This is a genomic window from Ruegeria sp. AD9 (genome assembly GCF_056542305.1).
The window spans coordinates 1-18,648 of the sequence record NZ_JBQFZP010000019.1; the positions used below are offsets into that span (position 1 = coordinate 1).

At 56.6% G+C, this 18,648-nt stretch carries 16 protein-coding genes; 6 read left to right on the forward strand and 10 right to left on the reverse strand.

Annotated features, from left to right (window positions below; genetic code table 11):
• The first annotated feature begins 223 nt into the window (after nt 1–223).
• The 3 genes from ACR0AM_RS18905 (at nt 224) to ACR0AM_RS18915 (ending at nt 3,306) form a co-directional block, all read left to right on the forward strand.
• Entirely contained in the window at nt 224–994 is a 771-nt protein-coding gene (locus tag ACR0AM_RS18905; RefSeq protein WP_480623724.1) for an AMP-binding protein, read from the forward strand.
• A 169-nt stretch (nt 995–1,163) separates the two neighbouring features.
• On the forward strand, nt 1,164–1,745 hold the full coding sequence (locus tag ACR0AM_RS18910; RefSeq protein WP_480623710.1) for a c-type cytochrome: 582 nt from the start codon (nt 1,164–1,166) through the stop codon (nt 1,743–1,745).
• Nucleotides 1,746–1,788: 43 nt separating this feature from the next.
• Nucleotides 1,789–3,306 (forward strand): bifunctional aminoglycoside phosphotransferase/ATP-binding protein, encoded by a 1,518-nt coding sequence (locus tag ACR0AM_RS18915; RefSeq protein ID WP_480490425.1) that lies wholly within the window; start codon nt 1,789–1,791, stop codon nt 3,304–3,306.
• Between the two features lie 116 nt (nt 3,307–3,422).
• Here the strand turns inward: ACR0AM_RS18915 and ACR0AM_RS18920 are convergent, their stop codons facing one another.
• The 5 genes from ACR0AM_RS18920 to ACR0AM_RS18940 all read right to left on the reverse strand — a co-directional run bounded on the left by ACR0AM_RS18920 (nt 3,423) and on the right by ACR0AM_RS18940 (nt 9,629).
• Nucleotides 3,423–3,839, reverse strand: coding sequence for an Hsp20/alpha crystallin family protein (locus ACR0AM_RS18920; protein WP_170617576.1), 417 nt, complete (start codon nt 3,837–3,839; stop codon nt 3,423–3,425).
• Between the two features lie 360 nt (nt 3,840–4,199).
• Entirely contained in the window at nt 4,200–5,861 is a 1,662-nt protein-coding gene (locus tag ACR0AM_RS18925; protein WP_170417841.1) for a caspase family protein, read from the reverse strand.
• A gap of 612 nt (nt 5,862–6,473) precedes the next feature.
• Nucleotides 6,474–7,553, reverse strand: coding sequence for a tricarballylate utilization 4Fe-4S protein TcuB (gene tcuB, locus ACR0AM_RS18930; RefSeq protein ID WP_480623711.1), 1,080 nt, complete (start codon nt 7,551–7,553; stop codon nt 6,474–6,476).
• Nucleotides 7,543–8,937, reverse strand: coding sequence for an FAD-dependent tricarballylate dehydrogenase TcuA (gene tcuA / locus ACR0AM_RS18935; RefSeq protein WP_480623712.1), 1,395 nt, complete (start codon nt 8,935–8,937; stop codon nt 7,543–7,545). Before tcuA ends, tcuB begins: the two co-directional genes overlap by 11 nt.
• Before the next feature lie 11 nt (nt 8,938–8,948).
• On the reverse strand, nt 8,949–9,629 hold the full coding sequence (locus ACR0AM_RS18940; RefSeq protein ID WP_480484186.1) for a GntR family transcriptional regulator: 681 nt from the start codon (nt 9,627–9,629) through the stop codon (nt 8,949–8,951).
• A gap of 78 nt (nt 9,630–9,707) precedes the next feature.
• Here ACR0AM_RS18940 and ACR0AM_RS18945 point away from each other — a divergent pair, with 78 nt between their 5' ends.
• Nucleotides 9,708–10,772, forward strand: a complete 1,065-nt coding sequence (locus ACR0AM_RS18945) for an AbrB family transcriptional regulator (RefSeq protein ID WP_480487417.1) — start codon at nt 9,708–9,710, stop codon at nt 10,770–10,772.
• On the opposite strand, the gene ACR0AM_RS18950 is transcribed toward ACR0AM_RS18945, so the two are convergent.
• The 5 genes from ACR0AM_RS18950 to ACR0AM_RS18970 all read right to left on the reverse strand — a co-directional run bounded on the left by ACR0AM_RS18950 (nt 10,741) and on the right by ACR0AM_RS18970 (nt 16,298).
• Nucleotides 10,741–11,721 (reverse strand): D-2-hydroxyacid dehydrogenase family protein, encoded by a 981-nt coding sequence (locus ACR0AM_RS18950; protein WP_480554978.1) that lies wholly within the window; start codon nt 11,719–11,721, stop codon nt 10,741–10,743. The two genes, ACR0AM_RS18945 and ACR0AM_RS18950, sit on opposite strands and share 32 nt — an antisense overlap.
• A complete protein-coding gene (locus ACR0AM_RS18955) occupies nt 11,718–11,954 on the reverse strand; it encodes a hypothetical protein (protein ID WP_480623713.1) in 237 nt (78 codons plus the stop codon). The genes ACR0AM_RS18950 and ACR0AM_RS18955 overlap by 4 nt, the downstream gene beginning before the upstream one ends.
• A gap of 51 nt (nt 11,955–12,005) precedes the next feature.
• Nucleotides 12,006–13,094 (reverse strand): 4-oxalomesaconate tautomerase, encoded by a 1,089-nt coding sequence (locus tag ACR0AM_RS18960; protein WP_480623714.1) that lies wholly within the window; start codon nt 13,092–13,094, stop codon nt 12,006–12,008.
• Nucleotides 13,095–13,104: 10 nt separating this feature from the next.
• Nucleotides 13,105–15,135 (reverse strand): tripartite tricarboxylate transporter permease, encoded by a 2,031-nt coding sequence (locus ACR0AM_RS18965; protein ID WP_480623715.1) that lies wholly within the window; start codon nt 15,133–15,135, stop codon nt 13,105–13,107.
• Between the two features lie 74 nt (nt 15,136–15,209).
• Nucleotides 15,210–16,298 carry a tricarboxylate transporter gene (locus ACR0AM_RS18970; protein WP_480554983.1) on the reverse strand — a complete coding sequence of 363 codons (1,089 nt, stop codon included), beginning with the start codon at nt 16,296–16,298 and terminating at the stop codon, nt 15,210–15,212.
• A 139-nt stretch (nt 16,299–16,437) separates the two neighbouring features.
• Between ACR0AM_RS18970 and ACR0AM_RS18975 the strand changes: the two genes are divergently transcribed.
• The gene (locus ACR0AM_RS18975) at nt 16,438–17,106 is read left to right on the forward strand and encodes a response regulator transcription factor (RefSeq protein ID WP_480505559.1); all 669 of its coding nucleotides are present in this window, start codon (nt 16,438–16,440) and stop codon (nt 17,104–17,106) included.
• Nucleotides 17,103–18,470 (forward strand): sensor histidine kinase, encoded by a 1,368-nt coding sequence (locus ACR0AM_RS18980; protein ID WP_480554984.1) that lies wholly within the window; start codon nt 17,103–17,105, stop codon nt 18,468–18,470. Before ACR0AM_RS18975 ends, ACR0AM_RS18980 begins: the two co-directional genes overlap by 4 nt.
• Nucleotides 18,471–18,648: the final 178 nt, after the last annotated feature.

Genomic DNA, 18,648 nt, shown 5'->3' on the forward strand with positions numbered 1-18,648 from the left:
CAGAACGCGGCGTAGATTGAAACTACGGCGAGCCTGATCCTCCTAAGCCAATCAAACGCTCGTGTTCCAAATCATTCGATGACGGACAATCTCCACTCTCTGATGGTTACGATGAGCCTGAAATCCTCCGCTACGCAATCAACCTAGTCTGTTCCATGGGTGCTGATGGCGGACAGTGGCTAACCTTTATTGGACCCTGATCGGTAGACGTGTCAGCAGGCGTGTGCACGAAGCTTTTGGGGGGCATATTAGAATGCTGGTTTGCGGTGGTGCGCCTTTGTCCGCAGATACGTCTCGGTTTTTCGCAGCAATGGAAATCCCGCTGCTTCAGGGGTACGGACTCACAGAGGCTGGACCTGCAGTAACCGGGTCGACAATTGATGATCGTCGCTGTGACAGCGTCGGCTTCACGCTTCCGGGCAGCGAACTAAAAATAGGTGATCGGCAAGAACTGTTGATCCACTCACCGAGCGCTATGATCGGCTACTGGAATAACCCAGACGCGACAAACGATGCCTTCGATCAAGATCATTGGCTTCGTACAGGCGATGCGGCCGAGATAATCGATGAGCGTGTTTATATAAGGGGAAGAATAAAGGACATCCTCGTGCTATCGACCGGGGAAAACGTCAATCCAACGCCTATAGAAGCAGCTCTGGCTGCCGATCCTCTGATCGAACAGGTCTGTGTGTTGGGTGATAGCAAGCCATGGTGCTCGGCGGTTGTCGTTGTAAATGCACCGAAATTCCAAGCTTGGTGCGAAAAGACGGATGTTTCCTTAGCTAACCCAATGTCCGAAGAAGTTCGACGGAATTTGGTTGAATATCTAACAAATAGATTGGAAGATACCCCGCCCTTTGCCCGCATCCGCGACATTGTCATCGAGACTGAACCCTGGGGTCTAGAAAACGGTCTAATCACGCCGACACTAAAGCCTAAGCGAGCTAGAGTTCTAGCAAGGTATGAGAAAGCACTCTCAGATCTTTACCGCTGAGTACAAATTTCTTGTTGCGCCTAACCACCTTTGGCGCGCGCAATGCAGGTTCTTTTTGTCTAAAATCGGGTGGCAAATAAGAAAACGGTGTGAACTTTCAAACGAATCTTGTCCATCTTCATCTGACCCACATCAAGGAGTCGGACGGGACTCGAATGCTAAGATTGGAATGTTAAGTAGCGAAGCTGTTTTTCGCTTTTTGCTGCCCGCTCCAATAGCCGTTTTCGAAGTCGGTGAAAAAAGCGGAGTTGGTACCCATAAGGACACCGCCTTGTTTCAAATCTTAAAGGGCAAAAGACTCAATTTTAGTGGGCTTGAGACTATGAAAAAACTTACGGCAGTAATCCTGGTTGGCTCCGTGTTTTATTCGTTTCAGAGTTTGGCGGAAACAGTTCCGACACAAGGCGAAGATCTATTCATCGCACACTGCGCCAAATGCCATGGGGTTGATGCACAGGGAAATGGGCCTGCGGCGACGGCCGTGAAAACACAACCTCCGGATTTGACCAAGATTGCCGACCGAAGAAGCGGTGTTTGGCCTATGCTAGAAGTGATGTCAATCTTGGATGGCTATCTAAAAACAACGACCCCACGTGAGGACATGCCCGTTATCGCCGAGCTAAGCGAAGGCTCCACGGTCGAATTTGATACGGGAAATGGCTTGGTTGCAGAAGTTCCTGCCAAACTCATCGCGTTGACCGAGTACCTGGAGAGCATTCAATCTCCCAAGCCGCTTAGGTACGTGCCGTGAACACCTAGCCGAAAAAGACTTTTCTAGGTCGCCGGAGGCAAAGATGATTGTTGAAGACCAAAGCGAAGTGGTGGCTTTCCTTTCGGACCCAGCCACGTACGGCATCAATGAGAAAATCGACGTTATCGAAACACATATATCAATCGTATTTCTCGCCGGAGATCGAGCATACAAGCTCAAGAAGGCGGTCTATTTGCCTTATGCAGACTTCTCAACTTCTGAAATTCGGTCAGAGGCATGCGCAAAGGAGTTGCAACTTAACAAAATCACTTCGCCTGAAATCTATCTCGGCGTACGGCACATTACTCGAAGCGGTTCAGTGTTGAATTTGGACGGGCAGGGCGAGTTTGTTGACGCAGTTGTTGAGATGGTACGCTTCGATCAAGATGCAATTCTGGACAAAATGGCTGTGCGGGGAGAGTTGACCTCCAACGTAATGAGTGTCCTGGCCAAGACGATCGCCAAAGCTCATCAGTTGGCAAAAAAAGTCCAAGCCAATGGGCGTGAAAATATCGAAGCCGTCCTGGAAATTAATCATGCGGGGTTTCAGCAAAGTTCGGTGTTTTCCAAGGCTGAAGTTGACCTAATTGACGGGGCTTTTCACGCGGACTTGAAGCAGAGGGCACCTATCCTCGACAAACGCGCCGCGCGTGGTTGCGTTAGACTGTGCCATGGCGACCTTCATCTTCGAAACATTTGCCTCTTCGGCGGTCGCCCGAGACTCTTCGACTGTATCGATTTCAATGACCAACTGGCGACTGTTGACGTTCTTTACGATCTCGCCTTCCTAGCTATGGACCTTTGGCACAGGGATTTACGACAGTTCGCGAACCTCGTCGTAAATCACTATCTAGATATTACAGAGGAAGAAGACGGTTACCCTTGTTTGCCGTTTTTTATTGCTCTTCGAGCAGCGGTCCGAGCGCATGTCCTTGCGACCCAATCCGAAGACCCACACATCGAAGACGCAAACGCCAAGCGGCAAGAAGCCCGCAGTTACTACGAGCTGGCAATGTCTCTCTTTTGTGCCTCAAAGCCGCGCTTGGTCGCGATCGGCGGGTTTAGTGGTAGCGGCAAGTCGACTATGTCGATTGCAATTGCTCCTGCCATCGGATCTGCACCGGGCGCAAGAGTGATAGAAAGTGACAAGACCCGCAAAGCAATGTTCGGGTGCGATCCACACACCAAGTTACCGGATCATGCCTATGAGCCTGAGGTTTCGGATAGAGTTTATGGTTCAATGGCGCAGAGAGCCGGCTCACTTTTGAGCGGTGGGAGCGCGGTGGTGGTCGACGCCGTTTACGATCGCCCAGGCCGAAGGGAGGAAGTCGAACAGGTCGCGCGGGAAGCTTGTGTTCGCTTCGACGGCATCTGGTTAACCGCGGCGCCGGGAGAACTCAAACGACGCGTTCAAACACGGCCTCAATCAGCTTCTGATGCGACTCCGAGAGTGCTTGAAAGGCAGTTGCAAAAGCACTTGGGTCCGATTGATTGGAACCATATTAAGACCTCTTGTACGATAGAAGAAACGCGGTTGAAGATTTTGAAAACGTTGGCCTGAAATTGTCAGAAGAACTTGGCTAGAGGCGGAGCAGGGGGCTTTCGTAGCCTCAGCTTATGAATAAAAGATCGCCATTAAAGTACTACAAAACCAGCCCCGAGATCATTCGGCTGGCCCTAGGATCTGCGGATCTGCACCTTGGTATCTTCCGACTTTGCCAGTGTGACCTTAGGAATATTGATGGTCAGCACTCCATCCTTCAGGAGTGCATCGACACTGTCGGCATCCGCGTCCGGCGGCAGCCGAAAAGACCGGCTGAAAGAGCCATACTGCCTCTCGGAGAAGAACCATGTCTCACCTTTCTCTTCGCGCTTGGTTTGCTTTTCGCCCTTCAGCGTTACAACACCTTCATGAACACTCAAGTCGATGTCTTCTTCAGCCACCCCTGGCAGTTCGACGCTGATACGGTAAGTGTTATCCGAACCTGACGCCTCCGATGCAGGGGCCAACCATTCGGATACTCGCGTCCCCACCTGCCGAAGGGGTTCATAAAGCGAAGGCCAGAAGCCGCTGGTGTGAGATTTCTCAACCATTTCCATGTTCTCCTCTCTGATAGGTTGGAGAGATATTGAGCTGGTCGCCGTTCCACGTCCTTGATGCGGATCAAAAGGGAATGGCTGCAAAGTCCGCAGAGCGGTCATTGGAGTCCCATGGAGTGAGTGTCCGCTTTGTCCGCAAAGCGGTTGTTGGTGAGAGTTGCATCGAACGAGTGCTTTGAGCCCATAGTTGCAAATGCTGCATCACGCATGAATAGCTAAAAAGCGCTGACTTCCGACATTGATGCGTGTAAGGACGGCCCAAACAAGACCTTGGCGAAATCTGCGGCGAACAGCGACGAGGAGCCCAGAGCGACGGTCTTCTTGCGGAGCAGGCAAGGACATCGCTTTAAAGTTTCAACTGACACGGCGTATTAGAAAATTCAGAAAAAACTGCCCGTCAATCCTGCGCGGCTCGTAGACAAGCCTTCTTCCTGGCGAAAGTCCTTCGGGCAGTTTGACGCTTATATTGACCTTATAGGGTGTCGCCTGCCCGAAATGCGAACTCAATGTGAAACGCAATTTCAACTGACCGGAGTCATCGAATTTGCCAGTGAAGTCCCTAAACCAAGGCCCTTCGGCCGCAAAGCCTTGGGCAGATAGCAAGGTCAGCTTGTCTCCATTGCGATTGATGCGCAAGGCTGCAAGTGGCTCGATTTTTCCGGGGAAATAGGCCTTGTCGGGCCGACTGGTTGTTTGCCAATAATCATCGTCCCATCTGCGTCTGATTAAGACAATGTAGTCACCATCAAAAGTCGCGAAAGACGGCGCGACCAACTGATTACAGACTCTTCCTTGCTCTCCTCGAAGTGCGGCAAGAGTTTCACTGGTCTCGAGGCTCTCAGGCGTCAGTCCAAGATTCTCTCTAGCGCTGATATACCGAGAGAAAGCAGATCTCGTGCGTGGGCCCGCAACACCGTCCGCTGTGCCAGCGCTGCAGCCAACGCGATTTAGCTCAGTTTGTATATCACGGATCAGGCTGCGCGTCTCTGTATCATCCTTCGCGCTTTGAGGCGATGTCGGCACAAGAGCTGCTACTTTGTCTCGCGCAGTACTACTGTTGCCCGGCACTTCGTCCTTCTGGTGCTCAGCAAGCAAGTCGTCCCGCAACGAAAGGGCGAGCGCGACTGCAAAATGATCCCTTTCGCCTTCGTATCGCTCCAGAAACATCTCGATCGCATCAAGCCTTCCGAGCGAACGCGCAAGTTCAAAGTCCGCATAAATCTGGTCTTCGACACGCTCAATTTCTTCCTCTGGCGTCGAGCCTGCAGCCGCATCTGGAACAAGAAAAATGTCTCTGGCGGGAAGCGAGCCATAAGTAAATGGCTCCTGATAGCCTTCTGTCAGAGTGTAAACCCTGTCGCGGACTCGCCGAAACAACTTGCCAATCTCAAGTCCGGGTTCCTCGATGTGGTTGAGCAGAGCCTGAGCATAGGGGCTGTTGCGGCCATCGCCGTCAAGCGCCAGCGTTCCGCTCCTTGCAGCATATCCAACCAACACACCTCCCGGATCGATACGTGCAAGTCCGCGTCCAATTGAGCGGGTGCTGTTTGTGCGCTCCATAGTCGCGAGGAATGGATTGTTGCGGCAGGCGTCAACCAACACGATCTTCAAGCCGGGTGCGCCCGCGATGGAGCTAATCAATGTGTTGAGGCGGATTGCCTCGAGTTCGATGTCACGGTCGCTCCGCAGTTCCGCACTGACAGGGATCAGGAAGTTCGTGTTGTCCAACTCGATGCCGTGGCCGGCGAAGTATACGATGACCGACTCGGCGTTTTTTGCCTTTTCTCCAAAGTCACGTATGGCAAGGCGCATGTCGCGGTAATCCAGATCAAGACCTGTTGTGACCTCAAACCCGATCCTGCGCAATGCCTCTGCAATGTCGATCGCATCATTCGACGGGTTTTTGAGATTGCTGACATGTTGGTAGTTCGCATTGCCAATTACCAAGGCAACTTTGTCCGCCAGCACCATCGCAGGCAGAAAACAAAACACAACTGAGAACAGGATACGCTTCATGTGAAATATCGCCGTTAACGCGTCTACCATATGAACGTTTCCACACTTTCGGAATTCAATCAATATGACCGGCGTGGACAAGCTCTAGCTCGGCTTAGGCCGCATAGCGGAGTTCGGGATTGACACGACGAAGGTTCGCTTCCCGCCCATTGCGCCAGTTTCGGCATGGACCATTCATATGAAGTACGAACTCGGAGCCGCCTTGCGGCGGGACAGAAAGATGCTCGCTTGGGAAGCTATCTAAACGTCAGCTTCCGCATTTCCTGCGAGCATGCGTAGCGACTGCAGCGAACTTCCACTTCCCGCCCTTGCTATTTTTCGCTGCCTGCGCGAATCGCGCACAGCTGCCATTCATTTTTGAACTGGCAACGGCAGCAGAGTCCGCGAAGCAGACGCTCCACCAAATTTGCCGACTGTCCGCTTCGAGCCCAGAGTGCAAATTGCTGCGGTCGGCCCAAATACGTGCGAAGCGTGCGTCGCTGCCGTTGGTCCTACAATGGACGGCCCATTCCGGACGTTGACCGCCACTCGAAGTGCCGCAACGCAGAGTTCTTCACAATCATATTTGATCCTATTGCATGTTCTTTCTGCTCACTCAGACGCGACGGGCTGTTAACGGACCATGGACGCATCTCTTTTTCGTTGTGCGTCTCGGACCAGCGCCGCAAGCCGATAGAAGCCGTGTGCCATTTTTGTGTAGGGCGTCAGCAGGAAGAAGGTCAGGACCGATCCGAGGTGGATGGCCAGCAGTGCGGGCATCAGAGGTGTTGAACCGAGGGCGTAAAGAACCAGCCCGCTGAGCCCCACAAACCCGAGCAACAGGATGAAGCCGATATCCCCGCCCCAGGCCGACGGATCGCCGAGGTCTCGGTCTGACTTTAGCTTGAGCAGCGCCATCGCACCGCACCCCACCGTCAGCAGAAGCCCCCCGGAAATCCCGAACAGTTTCGGCAACGACCAGAACCCGTAAGGCGCGTACATTCCGAAGACATAGTGCATGATCGTCGCCACCGAGGTCGACGCAAAGCACAGCAGAAAACCATACATAACAGCGTGGTGGATGTGACGTCGGCCCTGACTGAACCGGTCTTCGTCCTCGAAGTTACAACCCTCGCCATGGCCTGCGGCCAGATCCTGCATCTTGCCCGCGCGTTTGAGCGCAACCGTCAGATCAGACATCTGGATCGGTTTGCCACCAACCTCTGCCCAATAGCGCCTCAGGCTGAAGGCGATACTGAACAGAGGAAGCAGGAATGCAGGCGCAAAGATCGCGACCATCGCGTTGTGGGGCAGGACGGCATAAAACCCTTCGCCTCCACTGGAACCGATGGCGCGGGTCGCCCAGAACAACAGGGCAAATCCGACCACCAACGCCAGGGCGATGGCTCCGCCATGGGTGTGGAACCGGCGTGCCAGCGGCTGCGGCCAGGCGAAGCTTTCCCAACTGTCGCGCCGCACTTCAGCCAGCGCCTTGGGCAGGTTCAGGTCAAACGCGTGCGGGGCGGTGTACTGACAGGCGTAGTAACAGCCCCGGCAGTTGTGGCACAGGTTGGCCAATTGCGTGATGTCCCCATCCGAGAACGCGCGCGCTGCGTGCAGCGACGGGAAGACCGAGCAATAACCCTCGCAATAGCGGCAGGCGTTGCAGATCTCGGCCTGGCGGCGGGCTTCCTGAATAAGATCAGTTTGCATAAGCGGCGGCCTCTCGTCCTGCGATGCGTCCAAAGACAGTTCCGATGGTCATGCCAAAGCCCGCCAGATAGCCTTGCCCAAGGATGGACCCGGCCATCGTTTCCCCGGCCGCCCAAAGGTTTTTGATCTTGCCGCTTGGGGTCGAGCACTGGGCTGTCTCGTCAACCTTCAACCCAAGATAGGTAAAGGTCACGCCGGTCCGCATCGAGTAGCCGTAAAACGGCGGTTCGGTAATTGGGCGCGCCCAGTTGGTCTTGGGCGGGATCAGGCCCGAGGTCGCCACCCCGTCCAGTTCGGTCGGATGAAACCCGCTGGTGTTACCGCAGGCGGCGTTGAATGCGCTGACGGTTGCTTTCAGTTTCTCCGCGGGCAGGTCCATCATCCCGGCCAATTCGTCCAACGTGTCCGCCTTTAGCGGAGGGAACACGGACGGCATGAACAGGTTCAGCGATTTGGCGTCGATGATGGCATATCCCACCTGATCCGGCTGCGCCGCCACCAAACGGCCCCAGATCGCGTAGCGTTTGGGCCAGACGTCTTCGCCCTCGTCATAGAACCGCTCGGCATGTTTGTTCACGACGATGGAAAACGGAACGCAGTCCAGACGGGTGACGATGCCGCCGTCGAATTTCGGCGCGCGCCCGTCGATGGCAACGGCGTGGCATTGGGTCGGGTCGCCAACGCTTTCTACTCCTTGGTCCAGCAGATCAGACAGGACAACGCCTCGGTTGTAAGGCGTTCCCCGGATCAGGAAGTTCTTGGCAGGTTCACCCCAGGCTCGGGTGAGCCAATCCGTGTCGGCCTGAAAGCCGCCGGAGGCAACGATGACCGCCTTGGGCGCGATGCGATGAGACTGGCCTTCATAGCTATAGTCGACCCACTCGATCCGATCACCATTCAGTTCCAAATGCGTGACGGCGGCTTCGTACAGCACATCTACACCCAAACCTGCCGCCGTGCGGTAATAGGCATTCACCAGAGATTTGCCGCCCCCCATGAAAAACGCATTGGTCTGTGCCAATGACAATGTGCCGGAAAGCGACGGCTGAAACCGGACCCCGTGTTCTTGCATCCAGGGAAGGCATTCTTCCGACGTGCGGATCGCCAACCGGGCAAGATGTTCATCGGTTTTTCCACCGGTGACTTTCAGCAGATCCGAGAGGTATTCGTCTTCGCGATACGCCTCGACGAGCGGACCCAACGGGCCCGAATGCATGCAGCGAAAATTGCGCGTATGGCGTGAGTTTCCGCCGCGATAAGGTTTTGGCGCCGTTTCAAGGATCAGAACACGGGCGCCTGCCTCGGCTGCAGTCATCGCAGCGCAGAGAGCCGCATTGCCGCCACCGATCACAGCGATATCGTAAGCTTCCTTTGGGGTGGCCATATCCTGTCTACCTACTGGCTTTCGTCGATTGAGCGGTCGCGGTCCTGCAACGCGCGGATGCGCATCCGCTGCGCAGCCTGAATATGCGCGCGCATCTCTGTCTCGGCCGCTGCGCCATCGCGGGCCTTCAAAGCCGCCATGATGCGCCGATGCTCGGCCACTGCGGCCTCGGCGCGGTCGCTATCCAGCAATTGCGAGGGACCCAGGATCAACAGCGCCTTTTGCAAGGACAACATGGATTTTGCCAGAAATCGGTTCTTGGCCGCATCCAGAAGTGTTTCGTGAAAGATCTTGTTGATTTGGGCCGCATCGGGGCCAGTACCCGCCTCGGCCAGCCGGTCGTTCAGAACTTCAAGCTCGTCCAGTTCGACATCAGACGCCGCGCGGGCTGCCAGACGGGCCGCTGTCCCTTCAAGCACGGCGCGCATCTCATAGAGTTCCATGACCTCGGCGTAATCCAGACTGCGCACGGTGGCACCTTGCCGTGGCACATGCGTGACCAGCCCGTCGGCCTCCAACTGCCTTATCGCCTCGCGTACCGGGGTACGGCTGACGCCCAACCGTTCAGACAGCTCAATCTCACGCAGCCGGTCGCCGGGCAAAAGAGTGCCCTCGCGAATCTCGCCCAGCAGGCGCTGATACGCAGAATTGCCTTGTGGGCCAGGTTGTAACGGGTCGTCCTGAAGGGTCATCGCAGGCTCTCTTGTCATCTTGCGTCCAGTTGTATACACATGGATACATTATAAGTCAACGAAGCTGGAACGCTTACCTTGCACAGCCAAACTGATACCCCCTCTCTTCTGACGAAACGGGCCGTCACGCTCGGCCTGGCGGTGTTGGGCACAGGGGTATTTTGGGCGCTAAACCTGCCGCTACCTTTTCTGTTCGGGCCAATGAGCGCATGTTTGATTGCAGCTCTTGCGCACGCACCGATGGAAGGCTTTGGACAGGTCTCGGTTGCCGCCCGCACTATACTGGGCGTGGCGGTAGGGGCATCGATTACGCCGGCTCTGTTTGCTGAATTGCCAAAAATGGCCGCGTCAATTGCGCTGATCCCGTTCTTCATCCTGCTAATCGCGCTGGTAGGTGTGCCATTCTTTCGCAAATTCTGGGGCTTTGACTCCACAACGGCTTTCTACGCAGCCATGCCGGGCGGTTTGCAAGACATGATCATCTTTGGCACTGAGGCGGGGGCCAATCCGCGTACCTTGTCCTTGATCCACGGTACGCGCGTGCTGATCATCGTGACGTTGGCCCCCTTGTTCCTCACCGTGTTCTATGATGCCCAACTCACCAATCCGATTGGCGAGCCCGCGCACAACCTGCCAATACATGAATTGGCGCTGATGGTTCTGGCCGCCATTATCGGCTGGAAAGGCGGGGAGCGGATCGGCCTGTTCGGGGCGTCAATCCTGGGGCCAATGATCCTTACAGCCGCCTTGTCACTGGGCGACTTAATTCATACCCGACCGCCTCGCGAGGCCATCCTTGCAGCGCAGTTTTTCATTGGCTGCGGAATTGGTGTGAAATTCGTAGGTGTCACATGGGTCGAACTACGCCGGGTAGTGGCAGCGGGCTTCGCCTATGTCATTGTCCTTGCCGTCCTGGCAGCCACTTTCACCGCCGTTGTCACCACCTTGGGACTGGGCCAACCTGTCGAGGCGTTTCTGGCCTTCGCGCCCGGTGGGCAGGCAGAGATGACGGTGCTGGCCATCGTCTCGGGCGCGGATTTGGGCTTTGTGATCACCCACCATCTGACAAGGATCGTGCTGGTGATCATCGGTGCGCCCATCGCCGCGAATCTTATTCTGCGTTGGTCCAAACCTCGGGGTTGATCATGTGGATCGGAGCGCCTTCGGCATAGGCGTTCACCTGATCGAAAATATCCGCGAATTGCAGGTCGAACTCGTCTTCAGTGACAAAGCCGATATGTGGGGTCGCGATCAGGTTGGGATGTGACAAAAGCGGGTCGGTCGGATCAATCAGTGGCTCGGAATCAAACACATCAATCGCCGCTTTGCCGGGGCGACCGACGTTCAGCGCCTCAAGCAAAGCACCAGGTGCGATCAGCCCGGCTCGCGAGGTGTTCACAAACAGCGCCTCCGGCTGCATCTGTGCGAAATCCGATGCGGTGATGATCCCGCGCGTATCCGGTTTCAAGCGCACATGGACCGAGACAACATCGCTGCTGCCAAAGAACGCTTCACGGCTGGGCGCGACCTGTGCGCCATCCGCCTGCGCACGCGCCCGGCCTTCTACGGATGACCACCAGACCACATTCATCCCAAAGGCCTCGGCATAACTTGCAATGGCGCGAGCAATGCGGCCATAGCCATAGAGCCCCAACTGACGCCCCCGCAGCGTCTTGCCCACGCCCGCCTGCCAGTGCCCTGCTTTGACCGAGGCCATTTGTGCGGGCAAATCCCGCATCCCGACCATGATTAGCGCCCAAGTAAGTTCAGCTGCAGCATAAGACGGCGTTCCGCCGTGCATGTTTGAGCACAGCAGCACGTCTTGATCTGTACAGGCTTCGACATCGACATGCGGATAAACGCTGCGCTGGCTGATAAGTTTCAGGTTTGGTAATTTCTCCAGCAAAGCGCGGGTGACTTTGGTACGTTCGCGGAACAGGACAAGCACCTCCGCGTCATGCAGTCGTTCGGCCAGAGTGTCAGTTTCTTCGACATGATCCGTCCATAACGTCACCTCATGACCGGTGAGTTTCTCAAAACAAGGCAGGCCACGCAGCGTGTCAAACCAGTCATCAAGAATGTGGACCTTCATCGGCTTTCTATACCCTGCTCGGTGTTCAGTTTTCTTGGCGTCGGCACAAAATGACATGTGTTGAGAGCGGAAAGTGCATTGCGGACCCGTTCGCTTTGATCCAGCAGATGGTTGAACTGCTCATCGCAGCCAGCAATCGGTGTCGGGTAGTCCGCGATGTCCCGCCGTAGGGCCAACTGCGCCAACATGAGTTCCTGACGCGCGATATCGAGGCATTCCGAGTAGTTGTCCATCGTGTCCCTCCCACTATGTATACAATAGTATACTATTTGGGTTGCACTTGATCAACTCCCGTTCCAAACAGACTCAGGCACATAAACATGCCCGTCCGCCAACTTGCGCGCGGTCCGCACCAAACCCGCCGCGTTCACTGTGAACCCGTCGGTGGTGGAAAAATCCACCAACACGTCGATATTGCCCGAGGCGTGTTCCAGAACGACTTCAGCCGGGCTGTTCGTGGGGCGATCCAGCAAACCGTCGGCGACGGTTCCGGGAGTCAAAGCGCAAGACGCCATGCATTGCGCGCCGGTGACCGCCATGGTCGGGTGGGTTTTCCACGGCATGAAATACCGCACTGCGAGCGTTCCGCCTTCTCTGGCCGGAGCAACAAGGCCGAACTTAGGGGTGACCGATTTGGACACATCCCCCATACCCATCCGCTGCCCTGCTTCGATCCTAACGGCCTCCATCCGGTCAAAGAACGCGCGGTTTGCGTCCAGCTCATTGGCGCTCTCATAGCCCGTCAATCTGAAGTCTGTGGCGCGGGCGATAGCCATCGGCATAGCGACATCCATGCAGGTCAGTTCGACGCCCTGAACTGCATCGCGCAGGTTGCCCGTAGGCAGGAACGCTCCGGTGGCCGAGCCCACCACGCCCATGAAACTCAACTGCACCGGCGCTGAATGACCGGGAACGCCGGCGATCTCCGCATCACCCTCATAGGTCAATTCGCCCCCGGGTGTATTCACCTTGGCCACGATCCGAGCCCCAGTGTTGACGGCCCGAATGCGAACTTCAGTTTCATCACCCTGCGGTTTGAACAAGCCCATCTCGATGGCAGCAGGGGCAACGCCAGACAGGATATTGCCGCAAGTGGGTTTGAAATCGACCAGCTTGTCCTCGACCGAGACCTGCGCGAAGAAATAGTCGATATCGGCCCAGTCATCCTCGCCGACCGACAGCATCGCGACCTTTGTGGTCACCGCCGCGCCGCCGCCGATGCCGTCGATGTTCAGCGACTGCCCGGACCCAAGAGCGGCGATCAGCACCTCGGCCAGCGCGTCCAGATCCTCAGGCAAATCCGAGCGGCGGAAATACGGGCCTTTCGACGTGCCGCCACGCATCAAGATATAAGGGATTGCGGTTTGAGTCATTTTGAACCCCTCACTTCAACGGCCAGGGCAGGCTGACCATGTCCTGCAACAGACCTGGCGGGAAATCGCGGTTCAGAGCGCCCGCCATCAGGCACATGAACCCGATGCCGCAGGCGGTCAGGATCAGAGTCATCTGCCAGCTGGACCCGGCGCGGATACGGAGAAAGGCGATCAGGAACCCTATCAGGGCGAGGATGAAGCCCACCACCCACGTGGCCGCGATCATACTGGCGAACCACGCCAGAGTGGACCACAGACCGTGGGGTGCGCTGGCGTCTTCACCGGCGATTTCCTTGTCGGAAAAGATCACGTCGCCTTCGGGACGTCGCATCATCTGGATCAGAAGGATCACGCAACAGAATAGCGAGACGCTGCCGATAACCAGCGGGATGATCTTGTCGGTCATATTGTAGTCGGGGATCATGTTGGCGTTGACCAATGCGACGATCAGATAGGCCATGATCACCAGCAGAAAGATAAGCGGCGCGCGTTTGGTACCGGCCTGAACATCACCCTCGGCCATGATCATCTTGGCCTGCCGGATACCCAGAATGACCGAAACAACCGTGACCACGATCAGCACGATGACGATAGGGCTGAAGACATATTCCATCCCCTCGCCAAAGCTTTTGCGGAACCGGAATGAGGCGATCTGGAACGCCTGATTGGTGAACTTCTCAACCGGGTTCGACAGAACGAAACCGATCAGGAAGGCCGGGCGCGACCAGTCGAAACGGCGTAAAAAGATGCCGATCAGGCCGATCACGAACAGGGCCAGCAAGTCTTCGAAGTTTTGGCCGGATTGGAACGCCGCAAAGCTGATCAACATGAACAGGAACGGCGCCAGATAGGTGAAGCGGATCGTGGTCAGCTTGGCGATCCCGCCCGATGCCGCGATGCACAGGATGGTCCCGACGACGTTGGCCAACGCCAGCAGCCAGACGATCGAATAGGTGATGTCGAGATTGTCCTTGAGCATGCTCGGACCGACCTCGATATCGCCTGACCCCAGCAAAGCCACCGCGCCGATGAAGATCGCCATCGAGCCTGAACCAGGGATGCCAAACAGCAGAGTTGGCACCAGCCCTCCACCCTCTTTGGCGTTGTTCGAGCTTTCCGGGCCGATGACGCCGCGCACTTCGCCTTTGCCGAAATTGCTCTTGTCCTTGGTGGATTGCACCGAGTGACCGTAGGCGATCCAGTCGACAACCGAGCCGCCGAGGCCGGGAATGACTCCAACAATCACGCCAATGATCGAACAACGCACCGACAGCCATATATTTGCGAACCAGTCTTTGACGCCGTCCAGCCAACCGGCGCCCAGTGAGGCCCCGTTGGCAATCGACCGATCTTGACGCAGCAGCGATACGATCTCGGGCACCGCAAAGATACCCAGGCCAACGATGACCAGCTTCAAACCGTCCGTCAGATAAGGAATGTCGTAAGTTGCCATGCGCAGCGAACCGCCTGCATCCGCCTCACCAATCGTGCCGACCATCAGGCCCAGACCGGCGGCGGCGACTCCTTTCAGCGGGATCCGCCCGGCCAAAATGGCGACCATCGACAGGCCGAGAATTGTGATCATCAACATCTCGGGCAGGCCGAAGGCCAGAACGATGGGTCGCGCGATAAGTATGAACATGGTCAGGAAGGTCGCGCCGACGAGCCCTCCGAATAGGGACGAGGAAAAGGCTGCTGACAAGGCCCGTGCAGCCTCGCCCTTTTTCGCCATCGGAAAGCCGTCCAGCACGGTGGCCTGCGAAGCAGAACTGCCGGGGATGCCCATCAAGACGGACGCAAACGTGTCCGAGGTCGGCACCACCGCGACCATCCCGATCATCAGCGCCAGACCAAGGATCGGGTCCATTCCGAACATGAAAGGCAACAGCAGGGACAGACCGGCAATACCGCCAAGCCCCGGAAAGACGCCCACAGCCAGCCCCATGACGACGCCGAGAATGAGATACCCCAGAACGATGGGTTGCAGGATCAAACCCCACGCGTCACCAAGCGCAGGTAGAGCGGTGGCGAAAACCTCCATAGCGGCCGCCTTTCATAAACTGTTTTGTATGTAGAGAAACGCGCGCCCTTCGTTGGGCGCGACGACGTGTCAGCTTAGTTCAGCTCGACGCCGTAGGCCTCTTTCAGCCAGTTCAGGACGTATTGCTTGGCATTGTCATCCACATTGGTCGCCGTCTGCAGAGCAGATTTCGAGCCGTCGCCGACGAACACCGGATACTTGCCGACGTGCTTCGAGGAGATATCAGCAAAATCACCCCGCTCGGTCACTGCTTGAAACGCTGCGGTATAGGCGTCGACGACCTCTTGCGGCGTGTCACCGGGCAGGAAGGCCAGCTTTTGAACCGGGAAACCTGCCACGAAGAAGGCTTTCCATGCGTCCCATGCCTCACCACTGGTTTCGCAGCCATCGGTGGCCTCGCAGACCTCCTTGAAAGTCGGAATGTCCGGGAAGGTCGGGTCACGAACGATATTGCCATCAGCATCCAATGCGCCCCAAGTCATCATGGGAACGGCCTGACCGGCTTCGACCAGCGGGACCGAACCACCCAGATAGCCCGAGGACGTCTGGTAATCTATATTGGCTTCACCACGTTCAAACATCAGCCGACCATCCCCGCGGCCTTTGATCCCAAATACCGGTTCCACATTCATACCCAACATCTGCCAGGCCAGCAGAGGCACAAGGTCCAAACGGGTTGCACCCTGCGAGCCGTAGATGAAATTGGTGTCCTTCAGCGCATTGGCAGAGCCGTCAAACTTGGCTCCGTCCTCGGCGTTCAGATACGCAACACCACCCGTTCCAGATGCCATTACCGGAATCCAATCGTTGTATTCATAGCGTACGCGGGGATCGCTCAGCAGATACGGGAACTGAGTAGACCCGGACGTGCCAAACAAAAGGGTACCGTCATCATGGCTTTTTTCCTGAAACCAGTTCGCGCCTTTGGTTGATCCCGCGCCCGGCATGAACTTGACCACCACAGTCGGCTGACCGGGCAATGCCTCGGATAATAGTGGCGCGAAGAAGTTGGCCCATTTAGCCGACCCGCCCGTTTCCGAGAACGGAATGACCCATTCGATGGTCTTGCCCGAGAAATCGACCTCGGCAGCGGCAGGTGCAGCGAATCCGGCAGCGGCGATCAGCCCCACGACGGCACGACGAGTGAAGTTGGAAATGGCCATTGGTTCCTCCCTGTTGACCAGACAACCACGTCGGCGCCCTCCGCGCCACCGTGATTGCAATTAGAACTGCGGGGTTGATTCCCCCTCCCATCTGGCAATCATGGGGCGCCAACCTTGCGCGAAACTTGCGGGAGACCTGATGCGGATCGTCATCGTCGAGGATAATGAGACCCTTGCCAACGCCATTGCCTATCGCCTGCGGGATCGGGGCCATGCCGCTGACGTGCTGACAGATGGCGGCGCGGCCGATTTGTATCTGGAGCAAGAAGGCGCAGATCTGATCGTTCTGGACATCAACCTGCCGGGTCGGTCTGGGCTTGAGATTTTGCGGTCCCTTCGCAACCGGGGTGACAGCGCGCCCGTCATCCTGCTGACCGCGCGCACCGAGACCAGCGACCGCGTTTCGGGTCTGGATATGGGCGCCGACGATTACTTAGTGAAACCCTTCGAGATGGATGAACTCGAGGCCCGCATCCGTGCCCTGTCCCGCCGCAAACAACTGGATTACGGTGCGCGCGAAACGATCGGAGACCTGGAATTCGACCGCACCGCCCGGCAGGTGAGCGCAAAGGGCCAAGTTCTCGATGTGCCGCGTCGGGAAATGGCTGTGCTTGAATGCCTGCTGGAACGTCGCGGCAGGATCGTCCCCAAAAGTCAGTTGATCGACTACGTCTACGGCGTGGGAGCCGATGTCGACGATTCGGCCGTCGAGCCGCATGTGTCACGACTGCGAAAACGCCTTCAGAACCTTGGCATCCGGATCAAGACCGCCCGTGGCCTTGGATATCTGCTAGAGGTGCAGAAGTGATCCGGCACGGCTCACTCAGGCTCAGGCTTTTCATTCTGATCCTGACGCCATTGGTGCTGCTCGCAATCCTGCTTGGATACTGGCGCTACACGGTTGCTCAACAAACGGCACAGGAGCTTTTTGACGACAGCCTATTGTCCGCCGGTCTGGCCATTTCTCGCGATGTGGCGGTGTCAGAAGGCGATGCCCTGTCGCCCACCACGCGCAGCTTGATCCGCGACGCATCGGGCGGAGAGATTTTTTATCACGTGACCGGACCCGGTGGCATCTACGTCACAGGGTATGCATACCCTCCGGCCGCTGCAAACCCGTCTGAGCAAGACGCGTACCAGCCGAGGTTTTTCGAGGCGATCTATCGGGATGAGCCGGTGCGCGTACTGAAAATGACCGAGCGCGTCACACTTGATAACCTGGTGGGCGATGCGACAGTAACAGCTTGGCAACGCGTTGCCGATCGCAACGCCTTTGCCAACGAACTGTCGATCCGCGCGGCGATCCTGATGGGTATCTTGCTGGCCACCCTTGCTGTTGTCGTGTGGTTCGGGGTCGCACGCGGGTTGCGGCCCTTGCTGGATTTGCAGGATGCGATCGACCTACGCTCACCTGACGACCTGAGCGAAATCAAACGCCCGGTCCCGGTCGAGGTTTATGGTATTGTTCAGACCCTGAACCGGCTGTTTGGACAGGTCGAGCACAGCATCAACGCCCATCAGGTGTTTATCTCAGAAGCCGCGCACCAGCTGCGAAATCCGGCGGCAGCGGTCCAGTCCATGGCCGAGGCGTTGCGGGACGCAAGATCGGATGAGGACAAGGACAAACGGATTATCGAGCTTGTGTCGGCAGCGAAAAACTCCGCTACGGTGGCCGAGCAGCTATTGTCGTTGGAGCGGTTGCGGCAACCTACGCATCAGGATCAGATGGACAAGATTGATTTCCGTGCGGTTGTGGAAGAAGCCTGCGCTGACATGGGTGTACAGATCCTCGCAAAAGGGATCGAGTTTGATGTTACGATGCCGGACTCGACAATTCCGGTTTCAGGAGATCAGGTTTTTTTAACTGAGGCCATCAAAAACCTGCTGGACAACGCAGTTAAGCACGGTGGGACTAAGTTGAGCCAAATTTCAGTCGCGCTGCGCTCTGATGGCGAGAACGTAAAGCTTACCGTATCCGATGACGGAACCGGCCTTTCACCCGAACAAAGCGAAGCCGTTTTCAGTCGATTTTCGCAGCTGGAATATTCCGAAGGCAGCGGTTTAGGGTTGTCGATTGTCTCAGCTGTAGCGAAGCGCCACGGAGGAGTGGCCGCGATCAACCAAGTCGAAAAAGGAGCAAGCGTCACGCTTCAGCTTCCCATAGCCCTGTAGTTTGTTTCAATTTCTGCTCGGAACCCGAAACCTGTCACAATCAAAGAGAGTTTTTCGATTACAGCGAATGACCGGTTTCCACCCCAGGTGCCGGGCACGGTGGTCTTGATACGTCTTCACCGGACTTTGAAGCCTTTTGCAGCGAAATGGCGCTTGGTCCGCGAAGCAGACGCTCCAC